This is a genomic window from Williamsia limnetica (assembly GCF_003217475.1).
GTDB lineage: Bacteria > Actinomycetota > Actinomycetes > Mycobacteriales > Mycobacteriaceae > Williamsia > Williamsia limnetica.
Window position 1 is genome coordinate 147229 of record NZ_QJSP01000009.1, and the last position, 18824, is coordinate 166052.

Sequence of the window (18824 nt, forward strand, 5' to 3'; positions counted from 1 at the left end):
TCTCCAGTGGTGGTGCGTAAGGTGTCAGGCGTCGAAATCGACGGTGACGGTGTCGCTGACGGGGTAGGTCTGGCAGGTGAGTACGAAGCCGGAATCGACCTCGGAATCCTCGAGGGCGTAGTTGCGACGCATGTCGACCTCGCCGCCGGTGACCTTGGCGCGGCAGGTCCCGCACACGCCGCCTTTGCAGGCGAACGGAAGATCGGACCGGAGTTGTTCTCCGGCATCGAGAATGGACTCGTCCCGGGGGAGGGTTCCGCTGACCGCTCGACCGTCGAGGGTGATCGTCACCTCGCTGCTCGGCCCGGTGATCCCGGGTTCACGATGCTTCTCGAGAGGTGGGGGCACGTCGTCGACGTAGAACAGCTCGTGGTGGACCGCGCTCTTGGGGACGCCGAGGTCGGCGAGGACGTCCTGCGCGTCGTTCACCATTCCAAATGGTCCGCATAACCAGAAGTCGTCGATGTCGGCGATGGGGACGAGGGTGTCGAGGATCGCGCGCAGGCGCTGCGCATCGAGGCGGCCGCTGAACAGTTCGACTTCTCGAGGTTCGCGGGACAGCACGTGGATCACGTCGAAGCGGGAGCCGTACTCGTCTTTGAGGTCGGCGATGTCTTCGGAGAACATCACCGAGCGGCTGCGGCGATTGCCGTACAGCAGGGTCACCTCCGCTTCCGGGTTGGCGAGCATAGAACCGGCGATGGAGAGCATAGGCGTGATGCCTGACCCGGCAGCGATGAGGACATGCCGGCCACCCGCGTCGGGATCGGCGACGAAGTTTCCCGTGGGCCCTTGCACGTCGACGCGGTCGCCCGGCTGCACCTCGTGGACGAGCCAGGACGAGAACAGCCCGTCGGTGACCTCCCGGACACCGACCCGGGGCGGGCTGCCGACCGGTGCGCAGATCGAGTACGAGCGGCGGTGCTCCACACCGTCGACCGTGCGGCTGAGTGTCAGTGACTGGCCGGCGCCGAAGACGAACTCGTCCGCGAGAGCGTCCGGGACGTCGAATCGCACGGCGACCGCGTCGTCGCAGAGCGGTTCGACGTCGGCGACGGTCAACGTGTGAAACGGCTTGGTGCGTTTGCTCGTCGGGGAGACTGCCGGCTCGGCGGTGGCTGTCATGTCAGATTTCCTTCACGTGATCGAACGGTTCGAGGCAATCGAGACAGTGGTATTGGGCTTTGCACAGTGTCGCGCCGAACTCCGACTTCAGATGTGTGTTCCGTGAGCCGCATCGCGGGCAGTCAATGACGCGGGGCGTAGCGGTCAAGGTCAGCGGTACCGGGCCCGACGATCGGGTGGGTGCTGGTCCGGGCAGCGAGTAACCCGTGTCGGACAGTTTCCGGCGGCCTTCGTCGGAGATCCAGTCGGAACTCCAGGCCGGCGACAACCGCGTCACGATCTCAACACGCGAATAGCCGTGGTCGAGCAGCTTGTGCTCGATGTCGTCGCGCATCGTCGCCATGGCCGGGCAGCCCGAATACGTGGGGGTGATCGTCACGACCACGCCGCCGTCGTCGGTCACTTCGACATCGCGTAGCACTCCGAGGTCGTCCAGGGTCAGCAGCGGCATCTCCGGGTCGAGGACCGAGGCCGCAATCGTACGCGGAGAGGTCATGTGCGCTGTCGTCACGTCACCACACGCCTTCCGGATGTGCCCGTGCGACGCTCTGCAATTCGGCGATCAAGTGGCCCATGGCCTCGGTGTGGATCCCGCGACGTCCGCCGCGGCCACCGATCGTTCCGACGTTGCGGTTGCCTGGTGCCTCCAGCTCGGCCGCATGCAGCACGTGCGCAATCACGGAATCGAACTCCTCCCTGGCATCACGCGGATCGACGGCGACCGAGACCGCCGCGAGGGCGATCTCATCGTCGGTTGGCAGGAACAATTCGTCGATGTACGGAAAGACCCGCTCGAGGGCATCGGTGATTCGTCGTTTGGATTCATCTGTGCCACAACCCAAAGTGACGACCCACCGCGCAGCGTAGTCGCGGTGATAGGTCAGTTCTTTGACGCCCTTCGATGCGACGGCGGCCAGGACCGGGTCACGTGATGTCCGTAGCCGATCGAAGACGGCCAGTCGCCAGGTGGTGAAGAGAAGTAGCCGGACCTGGGTCTTGGCGAAGTCTCCGTTGCCGATCTCGCACAGCCGGACGTTGCGGAAGTCGCTTTCGTCGCGAAAGAAAGCCAGGGCGTCTTCGGACGGCACCGGCGAGGTGTCGGAGATGTACGGCACCACAGCGGGATCCGCGGCGGCGGCGCGAGCGAGAAGCAGGCGCGCCTGTCCCAGGAGATCGAGGCCCACGTTCGCGAGTGCCACCTCTTCTTCGAGTTCCGGTGCGCGAGTGCTCCACTGCGCGAGCCGCTGGGAACTGATCAGGGCGTCGTCGCCGAGCATCAGGCAGTACGCCGCCAGGGCGGTCAGATCGACGTCGTCGGGGACGGTGGTGTCGACGCCGGCAAGCGGATCGTCGAAGCTGGTGCCGAAGGCCCACTGTCCGTGAGAGTCTTCGTCGACCAGCCCTTCATAGGCGTTGTCGTGGTCAATCATTGGGCCAGGCCTCACATGTGGGGAACGTCGTCGGGGATGTCGTAGAACGTCGGGTGGCGATACACCTTGTCACCGCTTGGGGCGAAGAATGGATCCCTTTCTGACGGACTGGAGGCGATGATCGAGTTGGAGGCGACCACCCAGATGCTGACACCCTCGTTGCGGCGGGTGTAGACGTCGCGGGCGTGCCGTAGCGCCATCTCGTTGTCAGCTGCGTGCAATGAGCCCACATGGACGTGGTTGAGGCCGCGCTTACCACGGAGGAAGACCTCGAACAGCGGCCAATCAGCCTTCACGGCAGACTTTTTCGGCTCGACCGGAACATCTTCGATCGGGACGGCACCGTGGCCGCCTTCGGCGCTCTGTTCACTCATGATGCTGCTTTCTTGTCTCGCGCCGCGAATGCCATCGCGGCTTCTCGAACCCAGGCGCCGTCCTCGTGTGCGGCGCGGCGATTGGCGATACGTTCGATGTTGGAGGTGCCGTTCCCCTTGACGACGGCCAGGAACTCGCTCCAATCGGGCTCGCCGAAGTCGTGCGATTTCCGGTTCGCGTTCCACTTCAGGTCGGGATCGGGAAAGGTGACGCCAAGAGCTTTCGCCTGCGGGATGCTCATGTCGACAAACCGTTGGCGCAGTTCGTCGTTGGTGTGACGTTTGATGCCCCACTTCATCGACTGCTCGGTGTTCGGGGACTCGTCGTCCGGGGGGCCGAACATCATCAATGCCGGCCACCACCAGCGGTTGACCGATTCCTGCACCATGGCGCGCTGCTCGTCGGTGCCGCGCATCATTTTGGTCAGCAGTTCGAAACCTTGGCGCTGATGGAACGACTCCTCCTTGCACACGCGGATCATGGCGCGTGCGTAGGGTCCGAACGAGCTGCGGCACAAAGGAACCTGGTTGCAGATGGCCGCCCCGTCCACCAGCCAGCCGATGGTGCCGACGTCGGCGTACGTCAGGGTTGGGTAGTTGAAGATCGAGGAGTACTTCTGCTTGCCCTCGATCAGCTTCTCGGTGAGGTCGGAACGGTCGGCGCCGAGCGTCTCGGCCGCGGAGTAGAGGTACAGGCCGTGGCCGGCCTCGTCCTGCACTTTGGCCATAAGGATCGCCTTGCGGCGCAGCGAGGGGGCGCGGGTGAGCCAGTTGCCTTCGGGCTGCATGCCGATGATCTCGGAGTGCGCGTGCTGCGCGATCTGCCGGATCAGGGTCTTGCGGTAGCCGTCGGGCATCCAATCACGGGGTTCCACTCGTTGCCCGGCATCGATGGTGTGGTCGAACTCCTGCAGCAGTGCCTCTTCGGGCGCTCCGGAAATGTCGTGTGAGGTGTTCATACGTCCTGCCTTAGTAACCGAATGATCGGTTGGTATTTAGTATCCACGAAAGTGACCCGGAACACAAGATCCGGGCGGAAGATCAGCGGCCGGTGAAAGCCGGCTTCTTCTTGGCCAGGAATGCGTCGACCGCTGCCTTGTGGTCGGCCGTCGTGCCGAGGCGCTGCTGGGCTGCGCGCTCGCGTTCGAGCGACTCGGCCGGCCCTCCCACGGAGGCTGCGACCAGCGACTTCACCTCGCGATAGGCGGCCGTGGGACCGGCCGCGAGTGTGGTTGCCAGGGTGTGCGCGGTCGTGAGGACGTCCTCGTCTGCGACCACCCGATGGACCAGACCCCAGTCCAGCGCCTGATCGGCCGTGACGCGGTCTCCGAGCAGCATCAATCCGGCTGCCCGGCTGCTGCCCAGTGCGTCGACGAGAGCATGACTCAGGCCGGAGTCGCTTGCCAGCGCGATCCCGGTGAAGGCTGTCGCAAAAGTGGTCTTCGTGCCGGCGACGCGTATGTCTGCGGCGAGGGCGATGCCGAAACCAGCGCCGACGCAGGCACCCGGGATCGCGACGACGACCGGCACCTCGATGTCGGCGATGGCCGCGATCAGTGGGTTGTAGTGTTCGGCGACGGTGTCCATCGCGGTGGTGGGGTCCGCCTCCAGTGCGCTGACATGCTCGGACAGATCCTGTCCGACGCAGAAGTTCTTACCTTCCGCGGTGATCAGGACCGCCCGGACCGAGGGGTCCTTTGCGGCAGTCGTCACCGCGTCCAGGAGAGCGAGTTTTGTGGCGACGTCCAGCGCGTTGTGCGCGGCCGGGCGGGCCAGGGTGATGGTCGCCAGACCGTCGGTGGTGTTCAGTACAGCAGTCATGATGTGACCTCATCCCAGGTGTAGAAACCTTGTCCGCTCTTGCGTCCGAGTTCACCCCGGGCGACTTTGTCGCGCAACAACTGTGGGGGTGTAAAGCGCTCACCGAGGGTTGTGGCCAGGTGCTCGGCGATCGCCAGTCGAACATCGAGGCCGACCAGATCCGTCGAGCGGAGCGGACCCATCGGATGTCGGTAGCCGAGCTCCATCGCGTGGTCGATCGATTCGGCGTCGGCGACACCGTCCTCCAACATGCGAATGGCTTCGAGTCCGAGGCAGATACCCAGTCGGCTCGTGGCGAAGCCGGGGGAGTCGTTGACCAGGACGCCGGTCTTGCCGAGGATGCCGACCCAGTCCCGCACACTTTCGACGACATCGTCGGCGGTGGCCGGCGCGCGCACGATCTCGACCAGCGCCGAGGCCGGTACCGGATTGAAGAAATGCATACCGATGAATCGGCTGGGATCGGCCAGTGCGGAACCGAGTTCGGCGATGGAGATCGAACTGGTGTTGCTCGCGATGACCGTCGACGGCGACACGGTCTTGTCGACAAGGCCGAGGACCTCGAGCTTCAGTGCCGGAATTTCCGGGACCGCCTCGACGACGAGGTCGAGCTCGGACGGCAGCTCGGTGGGATCGCCGACCGTCGAGACCCTTGCGAGGATCTCCGCCGGATCGCCGTCCAGCTTGCCACGCTCATGTGCGCGGGTGAGACCCGTCGCGACCCGCTCGCGGGCCGCAGCCTGGCCGGCCGTCTCGGCGATGACGACGGTCGAGCCGAGTGCGGCGAAGACCTGGGCGATGCCGGCGCCCATCCGGCCGCCCCCGATCACTCCGACTGAACGGACGACTCCGACGGTGCTGGGAATGTTCGTCATCTCTTCTCCAGGAAAGCAGTCATACGTAGGTGTTTCTCCTCGTTGTCGAACAGCACGGCTTGCGCGATGTCGTTGGCCCAAGGGTGCGAACCGGGGGCGTCGACGATGGTTTTGGTCAGGCGCAGCGCGAGGGGCGCCTGCCGTGCCATCCGATCCAGGAGCTCGTGCGCCGCGGCGAGGTGGTCGTCGGCGATATCGGCGACGAGTCCCGTCCTCAAGGCGGTCTCCGCATCCAGGTTTCGCCCGCCGAGCAGTACCTGTTTGGCCACCGATGCCCCGATGAGACCGGGTAGTCGGTACGTCGCGCCGGCGGCCGCCAGGATGCCGAGGCCGGGTTCGGGATTGCCGAAAACCGCAGACGGGGCGGCGATCCGGATGTCGCAGGCATACGAGAGTTCCGCACCACCGCCCAGCGCGTAGCCGCTGACGGCCGCGACGGTCGGGAGCGGGAGTTTCGCGATGCGATCGAACAGGTTGCGGTTGATGCCGGCAAATGCATCATCGCGGGTGCGCCCGCGGAGTTCTTTGATGTCCGCACCGCCGGCGAAGTGATCGCCGCGTCCGGTCAGGAGCAGCAGCTTCGGTTCGCGTTCGAGCGTTGCGCAGACGTCGTGCAGGTCGGAGATCATCTGGGCGTTGATTGCATTTCGCTGCGCGGGGCGGTCGAGCGTCACGACGCACCGATCCGGCCGGTCGTCGATGTCCAGCGTGCTCACAGTCGGTCACACCCTTCGAAGTCGTCGTGGCTGTCCTCTATTAATAACCGACTCTTTGGTCGGTTAGCAAGCGTCACATCAGTCGATCCCCGACTTTGGGTCGTCGTCTGGGAAGATGTGCCCATGGCGACTGCGCGTGTGATCAAGAGGACTGGGCTCCCCGGGCGTCCCGGCTACGACCTCGACTCCCTGCTTGCTGTCGCGGTCAAGGTCTTCAACGACAGGGGCTACGACGGCACCAGCATGGAAGTGCTGGCGCAACGGCTCGGCATCAGTAAATCGTCGATCTATCACCACGTATCGGGAAAGCAAGAACTGCTCGAACTCGCCCTGAACCGGGCGCTCAACGCGCTGTTCGCGGTGACCACCGAGGAGCAGACGACCCAGGGTCCTTACGTCGACCGCCTGGAACACCTGGTCCGGCGCAGTGTCGAGATCCTGGTCGCTGAACTTCCGTACGTCACCTTGCTCCTGCGTGTCCGGGGGAATTCGGAGATCGAACGCAAGGCGCTGGCTCGTCGTCGAGAGTTCGATGCCTTCGTGAGCGGGCTCGTCGTCTCTGCAGCGCAAGAGGGTGATCTGCGCGAAGACGTCGACCCCGCGCTGGCCTCGAAGCTGATCTTCGGAACCGTCAACTCGCTCATCGAGTGGTACAAACCGCGCACCGGCGGTTCGTCGTCGGATCTGGCCGATGCCGTCGTGGCTGTGACCTTCAACGGGCTTCGTCGCTCCTGATCGTTCTCTTGACATGACCCCGTCTGCCGCGCGAAGGTAATTACCGACCGAACGTACGGTGAGACGGAGATGTTGTGACCAGAATGTTGGAGAGTTACGCACAGGGACGTTGGTTCGCCGCGTCCGATGAGGGCACACCGCTGCTCAGCGCAATCGATGGAACCGAGGTCGCGAGGATCTCGTCGAGCGGACTCGACGTCGCCGGCATGATCGATTACGCACGGACTGTCGGAGGCCCGGCACTCGCCGCCCTGACCTTCCACGAGCGCGCGGGGATCCTCAAGCAACTCGGGCTCACGTTGATGGCCGGCAAGGACGAGTTCTACGAGGTCTCCCGGCTCACCGGCGCCACCAAGCGCGACTCCGGCGTCGACATCGACGGCGGATTCGGAACAGTGCTCAGCTATGCGAGCAAAGCTCGTCGCGAATTGCCCAACGACACGGTTTATCTCGACGGCGAGGTGGAGCAGCTCGGGAAGAAAGCGACGTTCCTCGGGCAGCACATCTACACGTCGCGTCAGGGCGTGGCCGTGCAGATCAATGCTTTCAACTTCCCGGTGTGGGGCTTCCTCGAGAAGCTGGCCCCGGCATTCATCGCGGGCGTCCCGTCAATCATCAAGCCCGCCAGCCAAACCGCGTATCTGACCGAAGTGGTCGTCCGCCGGATCATCGAGTCGGAACTGCTCCCGGAGGGCTCGATCCAGCTCCTGTCGGGCAGCGCCCGCGGGGTGCTCGACCATCTCGGTGGCCAGGATTCGGTGGCGTTCACCGGTTCGGCCGACACCGCGGCGACGCTCCGGTCGCATCCGAACGTCGTAGGGGAGGGTGTGCGGTTCACCGCCGAGGCCGACTCGCTGAATGCGTCGGTGCTCGGCCCCGACATCGCGATGGCCGACCCCGAATTCGACCTCTTCATCAAGCAACTCGTGACAGAGATGACGGTGAAGGCCGGGCAGAAATGCACCGCGATCCGGCGCGCGCTGGTGCCGCAGGCGCTGGTCGGCGCCGTGATCGAGTCAGCAACGCAGCGCCTGGCGCAGGTTGTCGTCGGTGATCCGGACGCCGAGGGTGTCACCATGGGTGCGCTCGCCAGCTTTGAGCAGCGCGACGAGGTGCTCAAATCCCTTCGCGGGCTGACAAAGTCCGCGGAGATCGTCTTCGGCGACCCGGAATCGGTCGACGTGGTCGGTGCCTCCGCGGCATCCGGTTCTTTCATGTCGCCCATCCTCTTGCGTGCCGGTGACAAGTCGGCCACAGAGCCGCACGAGATCGAGGCCTTCGGACCGGTGTCGACGGTCATCGGTTACGACGACACCGCCGACCTGATCGATCTCGCCGCCCGAGGCAAGGGCAGCCTCGTGGCGTCCCTCGTCACCAAGGACTCGGTGATCGCTCGTGAGATCGTCCTGGGCCTGGCGCCGTACCACGGCCGGGTTCTGGTACTCAACAGCGAAGATGCCCGGGAGTCGACCGGACACGGATCGCCGCTGCCGGTGCTCGTGCATGGTGGACCCGGACGAGCCGGCGGGGGCGAAGAGCTAGGCGGCATGCGCGGCGTCCTGCACCATATGCAACGCACTGCAATCCAGGGAACCCCGAACGTGCTGACCGCTGTCGGGAACAAGTGGGTCACGGGTTCTGATCGCACCACCGGTGATGTTCATCCGTTTCGCAAAGACCTGGGCGAACTGAAACTCGGGGACACGATCGTCGGTGGCCCACGGCAGGTGACACGTGCCGACATCGACCATTTCGCCGAGTTCACCGGTGACACCTTCTACGCTCACACCGATCCGGAGGCGGCGGCTGCCAATCCGCTGTTCGGAGGGATTGTCGCGCACGGATACCTCGTGGTCTCGCTGGCTGCGGGGCTCTTCGTCGATCCCGACCCTGGCCCGGTCCTCGCGAACTTCGGGGTCGACAGCCTGCGCTTCCTCACACCCGTCAAAGCCGAGGACTCGCTCACGGTGACCCTCACCGCCAAACTCATCACTCCGCGGCAGAGCGCCGACTACGGCGAAGTTCGCTGGGACGCAGTGGTCGTCAACCAGAACGACGAACCGGTCGCCACCTATGACGTCCTGACGCTCGTCGCCAAACCAGAAGGAGTTCAGGCATGAGTTTTCGTCTCGCCGTCTGCTACGGCACCCCGAAGGACCCATCCGCTTTCGACGAGCACTACGTGAATGTGCATGTGCCGCTGGCGGACAAAGTACCTGGTCTGACCGACTACACCTGGGGGAAGGTCGCATCGGTCGACGGGTCCGTGCCGCCCTACTACGCCATCGCCAATCTGTGCTTCCCCGACGAGGCCGCGCTGAAAGCCGGTATGGCCTCGGACGAGATGAAGGCCGCGGGCAAGGACCTGCGTAACTTCGCCGATGGCGGCGTCACGATGTTCACGCAGGAAGAGCGTTCGGTACGGTGACCGCGACTGACTTCCTGGTCGCGCGGGAGATGCTGGACGCCGACGTGGCGTCTCGCTCCCTCGGCATCGAACTGCTCGAGCTGTCCGCGGGTGGTGCCAGGGCGTCCATGACGGTCACCCCCGAGATGGCCAACGGGTACTCGATCACCCACGGCGGGTACGTCTTCATGCTGGCCGACACGACGTTTGCGCTCGCTTGCAACAGCCATGACGAGCCTGCGGTCGCGGCGCGCGCAGACATCCGATATCTACGTTCGACCACTGTGGGAGACGTGTTGATCGCCGAAGCGGTGGAGCGGGCACGATATGGCCGTAACGGGATCTACGACGTCACGGTCACCCGGGACGGCGACGTCGTAGCCGAGTTCCGCGGAGACAGTCGGACGTTGTCACGCCGGTGACGGATGCGCGCCGGCCCTTGGCGACATCGGAGTGACGAAGTCGATGATTGCATCCCGTCACGATCGGATACCCGGTGTCAGGCGGGTCGATCGGTGAAGGGTGTGAGGTGGACGGGCGGACGTTGCATTACGGCGAGTTCTACGGCGTCAAGGATGGCCCGGATACCGACGCGCGGGATCTCCTGCTCGTGTGGGGCAACTGCCAAGCAGAAGCTCTGCGCATCGTGCTGTCGAGTTCTGTGGACCTTCCGTACCGGACCGTGCGGGTGCCGCCCGTCCATGAACTGGAGTCCGCCGACATGCCATCGGTCGAACGGCTGGTCCGGCGCGCTGCGGTGATCGTCACCCAACCGGTCCGCGCGGGATACCGGGGACTACCGATCGGCGGCGAAGATCTGGAAGCGATGGCGCCTGCTGCGACGCACGTGATCTGGCCGGTCATTCGCTACGGTGGCCTGTACCCGTTTCAGGCGATCGTCAGGCATCCCGCGAGCCCGGCCGCCTCTCCGGCAGCAGTCCCGTATCACGATCTGAGAACCATTGTCGCGGTCAGAGATCGTCGGACGAGGTTTGCAGAGTGGAACATCGATGTCGGACCTGAGCGTCTCCGCGCGGCGGCTCGCTGGAGTGTCGAGCAGCTCGCCGCCAGAGAGCGTCGGCACTGCGACGTCGCGGTCTCCGACGCCCTGCTCGGGTTAGGGGCTGACGCTGCGCACACGATCAATCACCCCGGTAATCCGGTGCTGCTGACTTTGGGTATCCGGATCCTCGAAAAACTCGGCGCCGGTGCACCACGCCTGCCGGAGCGCGAACTGTTGGGGAATATTCGGGCCCCGCTGCAACGGAGTGTCGTTGACGCACTGGGTCTGGCAGGCAAGGCCCGCGACAACTGGGTCGTCGACGGCGTGCCGGTGAGCGAAGAGTACGTCCACGAGCGCCAGATGGCCTGGTACGTAGAACATCCCGAGTTCATCGAGGCCGCTCTGGACCGCTATGACGAGCTGATCGAAATTCTGGGGCTTTCATGACCCGACCTCTTGGGCACTTCATCGTCGGCCCCCGGTCTCACGGGGTCGTCCGGTACGCACACGCGGTTCTCGACGCCGCCGTTGCGCACGGAGGTGAACACCAATTCGTCGACGACAACGTCGTCTCCACCGAAAGTCTGGCGACTGCGACCGATTACGGAATCGTGCACATCCACGTCACCGACAGACTGTTCGGCGCGACCCCGGCGGAGGCGCAGCGGACCCTGCTCTCGATGATGGCAAAATTCCGGGCCCCGGTATCGGTGACCCTGCATGACATTCCACAGCCTTCCGACGGGGTACGCATGGGTGCTCGCTCCGCGTTCTATGCCGCGGCGGCGAGGGCAGCCGCCGGGGTGATCGTCTCAAGTCATCACGAGGCCGCACTGTTCGCCGAGTTCGTCGATGCGTCGATCGCGGTAGAGGTGGTGCCCCTCATGTTCGACGGCGTCCGTGTTGAAAAGCGGACCCGCGCGGACCACATCACTGTGGGCGTTCTCGGGTTCCTGTATCCGGGAAAGGGACATCTGGAAACTTTGCGTGCCATGGCCGTTCTCGACCCGGCAGTTGGCTTCGTCGCGCTCGGTGCGCCGTCGCCGGGTCACGAACACCTCGTCCACGACCTGGAGAAAGTTGCGGCCGACTCGGGACGCAGGTGCGAGGTCACCGGCTTCCTCACGGACGATGAGATGCGGCGACGAATAGCCGAGGTCACCGTGCCGGTGGCCTACCACCGGCACATGTCGGCCTCCGGTTCGATCAATGCCTGGGTCGCGGCAGGCCGTCGACCGCTGGTTCCGCGTACCGCGTACACCCGGGAGCTGACTGCGCGGTCGCCGGGGGTGGTGACGATGCATTCGAACAGCGACGCCGCCTTACGGTCTGCCATTGCGGCCGGGGTCGCGGACCCCGATCACACATGGGCGGACCCGTCGGTGACGCCATCACCGACGGCGGTCGAGGTCGCGCAGACATATGACCGGCTTCTGCGACGGTGGAGCGCGTGAGCGTCGTCAGCCTGGGGGATGGGCGTGTCGTTCCACCGGACAATCGGTGGGACCTCGTAGGTGAGTGTTCGGCGACACCGCGGGTCAGTGTCGTCATCCCGTACTACAACCAGCCTCGACAATTGTCCCTCGTTCTCGAGGCGCTGACTGTCCAGACGTATGACGCCGACCAACTCGAGATCGTGATCGCCGACGACGGATCGGCGGAGCCGCCTCCGGTCGACGGTTGGACCTCCCGTCTGAGTGTTTCCGTGGTGAGGCAGTCGGACAAGGGCTTCCGCGCTGCAGCCGCCCGCAATCTCGGGGCAGCCGCGTCGACGGGGTCGGTACTGTGTTTTCTCGACGCAGATACCGTCCCCACCCCCGACTACATTCGTCAGGCCGTCAGGCTGCCCGCGTCCGCACCGGACGTCCTCGTCGTCGGACGCAGAGTGCATGCGGATCTGCGTGGGGTCTCTGCCGGAACCGTGGCCGACTTTTTCTCCGAGAACCCCGTTTGCGATCGATCACACGATGACCGCGAGCCTCGGTGGTTGGCGGACGCCTACGACCGCACATCGAACCTTCTGGACCCCGGGTGGGACGGCTATAAGTACGTCATCAGTGCCGTGTTCACCTGCAGTCGAGAGCTGTTCGACGACATAGGCGGGTTCGATCCTGCATTCGTACAGTACGGAGGAGAGGATTGGGAACTCGCGAACCGAGCGTTCATGATGGGCGCGGTGTTCGCCCACGAACCCGCTGCGATCGCGTGGCACGACGGACCGGATTGGGCCGGGCGATCGGTTCCCGACCGGGTGGCTGAGAAGAACGCCGAAGCGCTGGCGCTCGCTCCGCTGATCACCGATCCCGCTGCCAGGACTTCCGGCCTTCGGTATTCGATCCCGGACGTCGCGGTGGTCGTCGCGACGGATGGACACACTGCAGCGTCATTGATGCGGACGGTGGCCAGTGTTCTACGCGGCGTTGACGGAGCGGTCTGGTTGCATGGGCAGGAGGTTGAGAGTCTGTACAGCGCAATGGGTATCGATGATTCGCGGGTGCGGTTCGGGAGGCCGGGGCGGGCGGTCGTCTCTCGCTGTCGATTTCTCCTCGAGGTGTCGGGGCGGCTGGTATTCGGTGAGAACAGTCATGCGCTACTCGCCGGAGAACTCGGCCCAGGGCAAGCCGGGCAGGTGATCGTCGACTTCGACGGGTCGCAGTCGGCGACGGTCAGTGCGTGGTCCTCGCGTGCGCGCCACCGCTCGCGCCGATGGTCGAACCGGACCGGGCAAACCGAGGACGACCTGATCCGAACGTTGTTCGGCGTTCGTCACGTTACGTCGGATCAGGTCGGGATCGTGATTCGAGATGGAGATCCGTCGCTGTCCTGGTGATCCTCCGAAACGGTTGTCGGGCTGTCAGTCGGGTTCGGTCCGCCCGAGGATCTCGTCGGAGATTATTCGCATCTGGATCTCGCTGGTGCCCTCGAAGATTTTCGTCAGCCGGGCGTCGCGCCAATACCGCTCGACCTGGAAGTCGGTGGTGTAACCGGCGCCGCCATGGATCTGGACGGCCTCACTGGTGACCTGCTCCGCCATCTCTGTTGCGACGAGTTTGCACATCGATGCTTCCAGCGAGCATCGCCGGCCGGTGTCGATGTCGGTGGCGACCGAGTACATCAACTGACGCGCAGCCTCGATGTCCGCCGCCATCTTGGCAATCTTGAACCGCAGGTACTGGAAGTCGGCCAGGGGATGCCCGAATTGGCGACGGGCGTGCATGTAGGCGATGGAATCCTCGAGAGCGCCGCGAGCCAGTCCGATAGCGCGCGCAGCGGTGTGGGCGCGACCCACCTCGAGTCCGGACACGGCCAGGTAGAAGCCCTTGCCCTCTTCACCGAGCATCCGATCTCTTGGTATCCGGAAGTTGTCGAAGGCGACTTCCCAGGTGTTCCATCCGAAGTACCCGATCTTGCGGATCTTGGTACCGGACATTCCCTCGGGAAAGTGGTTGCGTTGCTTGTCTATCAAGAACGCACTGATGCCGCGATGAGGTTTGGCGGGATCTCCTCTCGGATCTGTTCTGGCGAAGAGAACCATGTAATCGGCCTCGTAGGCATAGGTGCACCACATCTTCGTGCCGTTGACGACCCAGTCGTCACCATCGCGGGTGGCGCGGCAAGCGATGTTCGCGACGTCGGACCCGGCTTCGGCCTCGGACAGTGCATAGGCGCCGAGGTACTCCCCGCGTGCCACTCGGGGAAGAAGATCTGCTTCCTGCGCAGGTGTGAATCCGCCGCCCATCCCGTTGCCCCGCGCAAGCAGTCCGCTCACACTCATCCACGCCCGGGACAGTTCCTCGGCCACCAAGCAGTATTCGAAAACCCCCAGCCCCAATCCACCGAACTGCTCGGGGATCATGATTCCGAAGAACCCGATTTCGGACATCGATTTCTTGAGGGCGTCGGGAATGGTGCCCTGCACCGGGTCGAGTTCGTTCGCGACCGGAAACACCTGCGTCATGGCGAATTCGCGGGCGAGATCGCGGATCGCGAGTCGATCATCGGTCAGGTATCGAGGTGAATCGGCGCGGGGCTGTGATGGCCGATGGGTCATTATGCTCCTGCAGTCTGGTGATCTTGACTCGGACACGAGTCGGCGTCGGTTCGGCGACCAGTTGTGATGCTCACCCAGTAGAACATGACCACTCGGGGCGCAGATGCGGCGACCCTTGATACGAGGCACTGCGGATGTCACCGTGACAAAAGCGGCTAAAGCGTTGACCACGTGCGCATTTCGATTTTCGGGGAGTAGTCGTTCGCCGCGCTCAGTCAGATGGGAAATGGCGATTGACGACAACGGCGGAAGCGCCTGATCGACAACCGGATCGAGGTCTTGTGCGTAGGTGGCCGTCCGGCCTATTCTGGTGTCGCGGTTGACACCGAGCCGCGGCAGAGGACACCAGGCCGGCGTCGGGAGTTGTGCGACACAGGCCACGACGCATTCACGATCTATACGTTCTCGCGCAGGCTCCATCTATGCGGCGCGGGATACGGGTCCGGGGACAACCGCATGCATTCGCGTGATGACGATTCGACAGAGGTCTCTCGAGAGCCGTCAGCGCTGCCTGACAGGTGGACGTCGCAGCCGAGCGCATTCAATGGGCGTGATGAACCCGATCTACCTGCGACCATTGCGCTCGCTGCAACGTTCGCCCTTGGCGTCGGGTCGGTGGTCTTCGTGGTGAGCCTCGTGCTCGGCGGACTGGTGTCGGCGCTGCTGAGCCTGCTGATCGTGGTCGGCGCGATCGGATCCGCATTCGTGCTTCGATGGCTCGAATAAAGAGGTCGTTCGCGGACGACTACACTCATCTCAGTTAATCAAAAATAACTGAAATGGTGGAGCTCGGATGGCGTATTTCGAACGGCTCGGACCCGAGACCTTTCGTCCCACCCCGCACGTCGGAGGTGCCTGGAACCTCGAGGAACAGCACATCGCGCCTGCGCTGGGACTACTGGTCCACGCGGTGGAAGGCGACCGCGACGTCCGGCGAGACGACTGTCTCGTCATCGGAAGACTGTCCTACGACATTCTCGGCACTGTCCCGCTCGCGCCCTGCGACGTAGCGGTCACCGTCCTTCGTGGCGGTCGGACGATCGAGTTGGTGGAGGCCGTGCTGAGTCATGCCGACCGCGCGATCGTCCGGTTGCGTGCGTGGCTGATGCGCTCGGCGGAAAGCGCCACTGATGTCGGCACGTCGCTGCGTCCGATCGAGCCGCCGGAAGCATTCGAGGCGTGGGATCCGTCGACGCTGTGGCCAGGCGGGTTCATCGCCTCTACAGAGGTCCGGCGCAAATACGTCGAACCCGGCAGGGCCGTTTCGTGGGTGCGTACCGCACTGCCGCTGGTGGACGGAGAGCAGGCCAGTACGTTGGCGTCCGTCGCGGGTCTGCTCGATATCGCGAACGGACTGGCGGTTCGTGCCAATCCACGTGAAGTCGCCTATCCCAACCTGGATCTCACTGCACACCTCTTTCGGCAACCGGCGAGTCGGTGGATCGGGTTCGACACCTCGGTGTCGTTCGGCCCGGCCGGGATCGGGCTCACCAGCAGCACCCTTCACGACCTGTCGGGCCCAATCGGGACTCAGGCTCAGGTACTGACCATCCGCCCGCTGTGATCGGGTGCGGCTAGTGCCCCCGTGGTGGCCGCAACTGTCGCGAAGTTGGCCGCGTCGGCGATAGGGATCGGGTGCGGATACCTCCTATGTTGTGAGGACTATGGCCTACGTCACAGTCGGACGCTGTCGATCGCGCCGACCAGCGTAGGTCTGTCACCGCGGTGGAGAGGCCACGAACATGCCATTGGATGAGGTCAGTCAGGGATTTCTCGCAGAGATGGCGGCGACGCGCACTCCGCCGGTGCACGAGGGCACGCCCGCCATCGCACGGATGTCAGGAATGGTCTTTGCCGGGTTGAGTGGACGTGGACCGGACGTCGGCGAGGTGCGGAACCTGCGTCTGGCCACGCCCGACGGCGACACGATCCGGGTGCGCGTGATTATCCCGGAGGACGCACCGCGGTCGGTCATCGTCTACTTCCACGGTGGAGGTTGGGTGATAGGCGATATCGACTTGCAGTACGACCATCTGGCTCGTGACCTGGCAACCCGCACCCGGTCGACGGTCGTGCTGGTCAATTACCGCAAGGCGCCCGAGCACCCCTTTCCGACCGCTCTCGAAGACAGCTGGCTCGGTCTGTCCTGGGCCGCAGGGAACGCCGGCGATCTCGCCGTCGCGGACGCTCCGCTGATCGTCGGCGGCGACAGTGCCGGGGGCAACATCGCGACTGTGTTGACACGATGGGCGCGGGACCGCGGTGGCCCTGCCATCGGTTGCCAGGTGCTGGTGTACCCGGTCACCGACTGCGACCTCGATCGCCCCTCCTATCTGGCGCCCGAGAATCAACTGCTTCTCGGCAGGGACACGATGGCCTGGTTCTGGGGCCACTACCTCGCCGACCCATCAGAGCGCATGAGTCCCGATGCCTCGCCCATACGTGCCGACAGTTTGGCGGACCTTCCGCCTGCGCTGGTGTACGTCGCGGAGTTCGATCCGCTCCATGACGAGGGTGTTGCGTATGCCGAGGCATTACAAGCTGCCGGCGTTCCGGTGACGCTCGAAGAAGCAGCCGGGCAGATGCACGCCTACTTCCAGATGGCCAACATCTTCCCGGGCTACACCACGGGTATCGAGCTCGTAGCCCAGTACATCGGAAAGTTCCTCGCAGACAACGGAAGAGGTGCCTGAACATGGTTGATCACGATGTCGTCATCATCGGCGCGGGATTTTCCGGGCTGTATCAGCTGTACAAACTCCGGCAACTCGGTTTCAACGCCATCATCCTCGAAGCAGGCCCCGAGGTGGGCGGCACGTGGTACTGGAATCGGTACCCGGGCGCCCGCTGCGACATCGAATCGATCGAATATTCATACTCATTCGACCCCGAACTGGAGCAGGAGTGGAACTGGTCGGAACGCTACGCAGCGCAACCCGAACTCCTCGCCTATATCCGGCATGTCACCGAGAAACATGATCTCCGGAGGGACATCGAGTTCGAGGCCCGCGTGACCGCACTCGATTTCGATGACGACTCCTGCCGATGGAGGGTCCGTGCCGAGGACGGTGTCGATCGCACCGCGCGTTTTGTCGTCGCTGCGACAGGGTGCCTATCCGTACCCACTCAACCCGACATCGAGGGCGTCGGCGACTTCGGCGGCGAAACCTATTGGACGTGGGACTGGCCCGAGGGCGGCGCCGACCTGACGGGCAGACGTGTTGCCGTTGTCGGCACCGGATCATCGGGGCTGCAGACCATCACGACCATCGCGCCGGATGTCGGGCACCTCACTGTCTTCCAGCGCACGCCGGTGTTCGCGGTCCCGGCTTTCAACCGCGAGATCGACGACGAGTTGGTCGTGGTGAAGTCGCGATACCGTGAGTTCCGGGCCGAGAGTCGATTGACCCGCGGTGGCGCGCACTGTGCAGATCCCGATCCCAAGTTCTTCGACCAATACAGTCCCGAAGAGGCCGTAGAAGAGTTGTCACGACGGTGGGCCGACGGTGGATTGTGCTATCAGCAGTCGTTCCTCGACCTGGTCCAGGACCCGTCGGTCAACAAGGCAGCCGCCGACTTCGTCGCGGACCGTATCCGCGACAAGGTCATCGACCCGATTCTCGCCGAGAAGTTGATACCCACCACGTATCCCATTGCGACCAAACGCATGTGCGTCGATACGGGCTACTACGAGGTGTACAACCGGGACAACGTCACGCTGGTCGATCTGCGCGAGGATCCACTGAAGCGGGTCACCGCTCGCGGCATCATCGCCGGGGACACCGAGCACGAGTTCGACGTCATCATCTTCGCCACCGGTTTCGATGCGATGACCGGTGCGCTGAGTGCCATCGACATCCGGCACGGGGAGGTGACGCTGAGCGAGAAATGGGCGGACGGGCCCCGGACGTATCTGGGCCTGATGTCGGCAGGACTGCCGAACCTGTTCACCATCACCGGGCCGCAGAGCCCGTCGGTGCTGTCGAACATGCTGACCTCCATCGAGCAGCATGTCGAGTGGATCACCGATGTGCTGACAGTGATGCGTGATCGAGGCCAGCGCCGTATCGAGCCAGAGGAGCAGGCGGAACGCAGCTGGGTTGACATCACCAACGACACCGCGGACATGACACTCTTCCCACAGGCGGCATCGTGGTACATGGGAGCCAACGTGCCGGGCAAACGGCAGGTCTTCTTGCCGTTCGTCGCCGGCGTCGACGTATACAAACAGATCTGCGACGGGGTTGCCGTCGCCGACTATCACGGCTTCGAGATCACTGCCTGAGG

20 protein-coding genes are annotated in these 18824 nt (G+C 64.2%); 11 read left to right on the forward strand and 9 right to left on the reverse strand.

The window, feature by feature from the left end; translation table 11 throughout:
• Positions 1–24 precede the first annotated feature (24 nt).
• The 8 genes from paaE to DFR67_RS16295 form a co-directional block, all read right to left on the reverse strand.
• Positions 25–1125 (reverse strand): 1,2-phenylacetyl-CoA epoxidase subunit PaaE, encoded by a 1101-nt coding sequence (paaE, locus tag DFR67_RS16260; RefSeq protein ID WP_110470546.1) that lies wholly within the window; start codon positions 1123–1125, stop codon positions 25–27.
• A gap of 1 nt (position 1126) precedes the next feature.
• Positions 1127–1636: a 1,2-phenylacetyl-CoA epoxidase subunit PaaD gene (gene paaD, locus DFR67_RS16265; protein WP_110470547.1), complete on the reverse strand. Its 510-nt coding sequence runs from the start codon at positions 1634–1636 to the stop codon at positions 1127–1129.
• A gap of 1 nt (position 1637) precedes the next feature.
• On the reverse strand, positions 1638–2555 hold the full coding sequence (gene paaC / locus DFR67_RS16270; protein ID WP_110470548.1) for a 1,2-phenylacetyl-CoA epoxidase subunit PaaC: 918 nt from the start codon (positions 2553–2555) through the stop codon (positions 1638–1640).
• Positions 2556–2566: 11 nt separating this feature from the next.
• The gene (paaB, locus tag DFR67_RS16275) at positions 2567–2929 is read right to left on the reverse strand and encodes a 1,2-phenylacetyl-CoA epoxidase subunit PaaB (protein ID WP_110470549.1); all 363 of its coding nucleotides are present in this window, start codon (positions 2927–2929) and stop codon (positions 2567–2569) included.
• Positions 2926–3888, reverse strand: a complete 963-nt coding sequence (paaA, locus tag DFR67_RS16280; RefSeq protein ID WP_110470550.1) for a 1,2-phenylacetyl-CoA epoxidase subunit PaaA — start codon at positions 3886–3888, stop codon at positions 2926–2928. The genes paaB and paaA overlap by 4 nt, the downstream gene beginning before the upstream one ends.
• An 82-nt stretch (positions 3889–3970) precedes the next feature.
• Positions 3971–4750 carry an enoyl-CoA hydratase/isomerase family protein gene (locus tag DFR67_RS16285; protein ID WP_110470551.1) on the reverse strand — a complete coding sequence of 260 codons (780 nt, stop codon included), beginning with the start codon at positions 4748–4750 and terminating at the stop codon, positions 3971–3973.
• A complete protein-coding gene (locus DFR67_RS16290; RefSeq protein ID WP_110470552.1) occupies positions 4747–5625 on the reverse strand; it encodes a 3-hydroxyacyl-CoA dehydrogenase family protein in 879 nt (292 codons plus the stop codon). The genes DFR67_RS16285 and DFR67_RS16290 overlap by 4 nt, the downstream gene beginning before the upstream one ends.
• On the reverse strand, positions 5622–6341 hold the full coding sequence (locus DFR67_RS16295; RefSeq protein ID WP_110470553.1) for an enoyl-CoA hydratase/isomerase family protein: 720 nt from the start codon (positions 6339–6341) through the stop codon (positions 5622–5624). The genes DFR67_RS16290 and DFR67_RS16295 overlap by 4 nt, the downstream gene beginning before the upstream one ends.
• 123 nt (positions 6342–6464) lie before the next feature.
• Between DFR67_RS16295 and DFR67_RS16300 the strand changes: the two genes are divergently transcribed.
• The 7 genes from DFR67_RS16300 (at position 6465) to DFR67_RS16330 (ending at position 13316) form a co-directional block, all read left to right on the forward strand.
• Positions 6465–7076, forward strand: a complete 612-nt coding sequence (locus DFR67_RS16300; RefSeq protein ID WP_110470554.1) for a TetR/AcrR family transcriptional regulator — start codon at positions 6465–6467, stop codon at positions 7074–7076.
• A gap of 74 nt (positions 7077–7150) precedes the next feature.
• Positions 7151–9196 carry a phenylacetic acid degradation bifunctional protein PaaZ gene (gene paaZ / locus DFR67_RS16305; protein ID WP_110470555.1) on the forward strand — a complete coding sequence of 682 codons (2046 nt, stop codon included), beginning with the start codon at positions 7151–7153 and terminating at the stop codon, positions 9194–9196.
• Positions 9193–9504, forward strand: a complete 312-nt coding sequence (locus DFR67_RS16310; RefSeq protein WP_110470556.1) for an EthD family reductase — start codon at positions 9193–9195, stop codon at positions 9502–9504. Before paaZ ends, DFR67_RS16310 begins: the two co-directional genes overlap by 4 nt.
• A gap of 29 nt (positions 9505–9533) precedes the next feature.
• Positions 9534–9905, forward strand: a complete 372-nt coding sequence (paaI, locus tag DFR67_RS16315; RefSeq protein WP_110470683.1) for a hydroxyphenylacetyl-CoA thioesterase PaaI — start codon at positions 9534–9536, stop codon at positions 9903–9905.
• 107 nt (positions 9906–10012) lie between these two features.
• Positions 10013–10933 carry a WcbI family polysaccharide biosynthesis putative acetyltransferase gene (locus DFR67_RS16320; RefSeq protein ID WP_245937990.1) on the forward strand — a complete coding sequence of 307 codons (921 nt, stop codon included), beginning with the start codon at positions 10013–10015 and terminating at the stop codon, positions 10931–10933.
• Positions 10930–11940: a glycosyltransferase family protein gene (locus tag DFR67_RS16325; RefSeq protein ID WP_110470557.1), complete on the forward strand. Its 1011-nt coding sequence runs from the start codon at positions 10930–10932 to the stop codon at positions 11938–11940. The genes DFR67_RS16320 and DFR67_RS16325 overlap by 4 nt, the downstream gene beginning before the upstream one ends.
• Entirely contained in the window at positions 11937–13316 is a 1380-nt protein-coding gene (locus tag DFR67_RS16330; RefSeq protein WP_110470685.1) for a glycosyltransferase, read from the forward strand. Before DFR67_RS16325 ends, DFR67_RS16330 begins: the two co-directional genes overlap by 4 nt.
• A gap of 24 nt (positions 13317–13340) precedes the next feature.
• On the opposite strand, the gene DFR67_RS16335 is transcribed toward DFR67_RS16330, so the two are convergent.
• Positions 13341–14537 (reverse strand): acyl-CoA dehydrogenase family protein, encoded by a 1197-nt coding sequence (locus DFR67_RS16335; RefSeq protein WP_110470558.1) that lies wholly within the window; start codon positions 14535–14537, stop codon positions 13341–13343.
• 456 nt (positions 14538–14993) lie between these two features.
• Here DFR67_RS16335 and DFR67_RS16340 point away from each other — a divergent pair, with 456 nt between their 5' ends.
• The 4 genes from DFR67_RS16340 to DFR67_RS16355 all read left to right on the forward strand — a co-directional run bounded on the left by DFR67_RS16340 (position 14994) and on the right by DFR67_RS16355 (position 18822).
• Positions 14994–15263 carry a hypothetical protein gene (locus DFR67_RS16340; RefSeq protein ID WP_110470559.1) on the forward strand — a complete coding sequence of 90 codons (270 nt, stop codon included), beginning with the start codon at positions 14994–14996 and terminating at the stop codon, positions 15261–15263.
• A gap of 67 nt (positions 15264–15330) precedes the next feature.
• Positions 15331–16101: a thioesterase family protein gene (locus DFR67_RS16345; protein WP_110470560.1), complete on the forward strand. Its 771-nt coding sequence runs from the start codon at positions 15331–15333 to the stop codon at positions 16099–16101.
• Between the two features lie 178 nt (positions 16102–16279).
• A complete protein-coding gene (locus tag DFR67_RS16350) occupies positions 16280–17230 on the forward strand; it encodes an alpha/beta hydrolase (protein WP_110470561.1) in 951 nt (316 codons plus the stop codon).
• A gap of 2 nt (positions 17231–17232) precedes the next feature.
• Positions 17233–18822 (forward strand): flavin-containing monooxygenase, encoded by a 1590-nt coding sequence (locus DFR67_RS16355; protein ID WP_110470562.1) that lies wholly within the window; start codon positions 17233–17235, stop codon positions 18820–18822.
• Positions 18823–18824 lie beyond the last annotated feature (2 nt).